Origin of the sequence: Hominisplanchenecus sp. (assembly GCF_046967715.1) — a bacterium.
In the GTDB taxonomy this organism is placed as follows: Bacteria; Bacillota; Clostridia; order Lachnospirales; family Lachnospiraceae; genus Hominisplanchenecus; species Hominisplanchenecus faecis.
This window is the reverse complement of sequence record NZ_JBKVNQ010000110.1, coordinates 1-3,820: the sequence shown is the minus strand read 5'-3', so window position 1 is coordinate 3,820 and position 3,820 is coordinate 1. Positions and strand designations below refer to the sequence as shown.

4 protein-coding genes are annotated in these 3,820 nt (G+C 47.7%); all 4 read right to left on the bottom strand.

Annotated features, from left to right (window positions below; genetic code table 11):
- On the bottom strand, nucleotides 1-407 hold a 407-nt coding region (gene truB / locus ACLTL4_RS11085), incomplete at its 3' end, for a tRNA pseudouridine(55) synthase TruB (protein WP_412320546.1).
- Nucleotides 404-1,369, bottom strand: coding sequence for a DHH family phosphoesterase (locus ACLTL4_RS11080; RefSeq protein WP_215658648.1), 966 nt, complete (start codon nucleotides 1,367-1,369; stop codon nucleotides 404-406). The genes truB and ACLTL4_RS11080, both read right to left, overlap by 4 nt.
- Nucleotides 1,359-1,742, bottom strand: coding sequence for a 30S ribosome-binding factor RbfA (rbfA, locus tag ACLTL4_RS11075; protein WP_022119358.1), 384 nt, complete (start codon nucleotides 1,740-1,742; stop codon nucleotides 1,359-1,361). Before rbfA ends, ACLTL4_RS11080 begins: the two co-directional genes overlap by 11 nt.
- 19 nt (nucleotides 1,743-1,761) lie before the next feature.
- The coding region (gene infB, locus ACLTL4_RS11070; protein ID WP_412320545.1) for a translation initiation factor IF-2 at nucleotides 1,762-3,820 on the bottom strand (2,059 nt) is incomplete at its 5' end.

The window sequence follows — 3,820 nt, the reverse complement described above, 5'->3', positions numbered from 1 at the left end:
AGATCGCAGAGCTTTTTTCCATTCACTTTCAGTGCGGAGTACATCGGCGGAACCTGTGCATATTCTCCGACAAAACCAAGGATCGCCTCACGTACCTCTGCTTCCGATACGGCTGCGTCCTTCTGTTCCAGGATTTCGCCTGTCATATCCTGTGTATCCGTGACGATGCCAAGGTGCAGAACGGCCTGATAGGTTTTATCTTTATCTGTTAAAAGCTCACACACTTTCGTTGCTTTTCCAAGACACACCGGCAGCACACCTTCTGCTGCCGGGTCCAGGGTTCCGGTGTGTCCGATCTTTTTCTGTTTTAAAATCCCGCGGAGTTTTGCAACGACATCGTGTGAGGTATAGCCCTGTTCTTTGTATACATTCAGAATTCCGTTAAAAGTGTTCTTCTGTGGTGTCACTGTATTTCCTCCGGCATCTGTTTTGCAATCTCTCTGGTCAGGTTGTTTACCACATCATGCATGGAACCCTGCATGGTACATCCGGCTGCACGCACATGACCGCCGCCGCCGAAAAACTGTGCCACTTTCTGCACATCGATATAGGACTTTGAACGCATGCTGACTTTGTATTCCTGCGTGTTGGCCTCATACAGGAAAATAGCAACCTCTACGCCCTCCGTATTGCGAAGCAGTGCAGAAATACCGTCAAGATCCGTCGGGGTCACGCCGTAGAAATCAATGTCACGCTGACGCAGTCCGCTGATGATACATCTGCCGTCCATCAGCCGCATGCTCTCAAGCAGGGCACGCCCTGTGATCTGGTGCTGAAGGTATGTTTTTTCGAAATACGTTTTATCGAGAATGTCGGTGAATGCAATGCCTTTGTCCATCAGTTTTCCGGCAATCTGCATCGTTTTGGAAGAGGTGCAGGTATACTGGAAGACACCGGTATCGTGGGCGATTCCCATATAAAGAGCCTCTGCAATATTTTTGCCGATCTTATCTTCATCCAGAATATCATAGATCAGTTCACAGGTAGAACTTGCCTCTGCTTCGATATAATTGGTCTGTGCATAGCCTGGGTTGCTGATATGGTGGTCAATGCAGACCGTGCGTTTTGCAGTGTCAAAATATTTTGCAGACGCTCCGAGACGCTGCTTGTCCCCGGCATCCAGTGCAATGAACAAATCGTATACTTTCTCTTCCTCACAGGAATGTATGATCCGGTCGCTTCCTTCCAGAAACTTAAAAGAATCACGGATTTCTTCCAAATAGACCGTTGGCTGAACATCCGGAAATTCCTGCTGTATGTAGAGATAAAGTCCGATACAGGAGCCGACACAGTCGCCGTCCGGCCGAATATGGCCGGAGATCGCAACGGTCTTTGTATCCTGTAAAATTTCAGAAAGTTTAATCTTCATGCTCATCCTCTCTCTTTTCAGAATGACTGTTTACATCATCGATCAGTTTTGACATGCTAACACCATATTCAATGGACTGATCCAGCACAAAACGGATTTCCGGCGTATTACGGAGATTGATCGTATGTGCCAGTTTTCGTCTGATAAATCCTTCTGCACTTTTCAGACCTGCAATGGTATCCTGCTGGGCCTGTTCATTGCCCAGCACGCTGATCCATGCTTTGCAGGTCTTCAGATCCGGTGCAACTTCCACCGCAACGACTGATGTCATCGGATGGATTCTCGGATCTTTGATCTCCCCGCGGATGATATTTGCCAGTTCACGCTGTACTTCACCATTGATGCGGGTGTTTTTAATACTATGCTTTCTCATATTGGCAAAACCTGCTTTCCTATCTTGGTACTTCTACCATAATATATGCTTCTACCTGATCCAGTTCGTGGACATCATTGAATTTCTCAAATACAAGACCACATTCGTATCCGGCTCTTACTTCTTTTACATCATCTTTGAATCGTTTCAAGGATGCCAGCGGTCCTTCAAAGATCTGTGTTCCTTCACGGGTAATACGGACAGAGCAGCCTCTCTGGAACGTACCGTCCAGCACATAGGAACCGGCGATGGTTCCGACACCGGAAGCTTTGAACAGCTGACGTACTTCTGCGTGTCCGATGACTTTTTCTTCGAAGATCGGATCCAGCATGCCCTTCATAGCTGCTTCTACATCTGCAATCGCATCGTAGATGACACGGTACAGTCTTACGTCCACACCTTCACGCTCTGCTGTTGCCTTTGCAGTTGCATCCGGACGAACGTTAAATCCGATGATGATCGCATTGGATGCACTTGCCAGGCTGACATCGGATTCGTTGATCGCACCGACACCGCCGTGGATGATCTTGACAACGACTTCATCGTTGGAAAGTTTCAGAAGACTCTGTTTTACGGCTTCTACAGAACCCTGTACATCTGCCTTTACAATGATGTTCAGTTCTTTGAGGTCACCTGCCTGGATCTGTGAGAACAGGTCATCCAGAGACATTCTTGCCTTTGTCTCTTCGAGCAGTCGTTCTCTTCCTTCACTTACGAAGGTTTCTGCAAAGTTTCTTGCTTCCTTGTCATTTTCGCATGCAACAAAGATCTCACCTGCGTTTGGTACATCGGAAAGACCAAGGATCTCTACCGGAGTAGAAGGACCTGCCTCTTTTACTCTTCTTCCCTTGTCATCCATCATCGCACGGACTTTGCCATAGCTGGAACCGCATGCTACCGGATCACCGACATGCAGCGTACCCTTCTGAACCAGAACCGTTGCTACCGGACCTTTTCCTTTATCCAGCTCAGCCTCGATGATCAGACCTCTTGCTGCACGGTTCGGGTTTGCTTTCAGTTCAGAAACTTCAGCAGTCAGAAGGATCATCTCAAGCAGTGTGTCGATACCTTCGTGTGTATGGGCAGATACCGGAACAAAGATCGTACTTCCGCCCCAGTCTTCCGGAATCAGTTCATACTCGGAAAGTTCCTGTTTTACACGGTCGATGTTGGCACTTGGCTTATCGATTTTGTTGATCGCAACGATGATCTCTGTGCCGGCTGCTTTTGCATGGTTGATCGCTTCTACAGTCTGCGGCATTACACCGTCATCTGCTGCAACAACCAGGATCGCAATATCGGTTGCATTTGCACCACGCATACGCATGGCAGTAAATGCTTCATGTCCCGGTGTATCCAGAAATGTGATCTTCTGTCCGTTGATATCTACGACATAAGCACCGATGTGCTGAGTAATACCGCCAGCTTCTTTTGCGATCACATGCGTGTTACGGATCGCATCCAGAAGAGAAGTCTTACCGTGGTCAACGTGACCCATAACACAGACTACAGGCGGTCTTGAAACCATGGTGCTCTCATCTTCCTCTTCTTCATGAAGAAGCTCTTCGATCACATCTACTTTTTCTTCTTTTTCTGCGATGCAGTTGAACTCCAGTGCAATCTCTTCTGCTTTTTCAAAATCGATCTCCTGGTTTACCGTTACCATAACACCTTCCAGGAAGAGCTTTTTGATGATCGCAGATGCCTGAATCTTCATAGCGTCAGCCAGCTCTTTGATCGTCATGGTTTCCGGAAGTGTGATGGTTTTGATTTCATCTTCCTTCTTCTCCTGTACCGGTGGTGTCGGCTGTTTTACCTGCTGCTTGTTATTCTTTCCGCCGCGGCCGTTATTATTCTTGGAATTATTTTTTCCTCCCTGACCCAAACGGTTGCTCTTGCTCTCGAATTTATCAACTTTATCCTGACGGTCGTTTCTTCCGCGGTCATTGCGGTTTCTGGATTCTTTGGTGATCGGTTTTTCTATCACTGCGGAACCGCCGTCCATACGGCTTCCCTGATTTCTTCCGCCGGATGGTCTCTGACCGTCATTTCTGCGTCCCTGACCCTGATTTCTGGAG

Bases quoted from the DNA above. Each gene is read 5' to 3' on its own strand.
- ACLTL4_RS11080 (WP_215658648.1), bottom strand. From the start codon at position 1,369: ATGAAGATTAAACTTTCTGAAATTTTACAGGATACAAAGACCGTTGCG.
- rbfA (WP_022119358.1), bottom strand. From the start codon at position 1,742: ATGAGAAAGCATAGTATTAAAAACACCCGCATCAATGGTGAAGTACAG.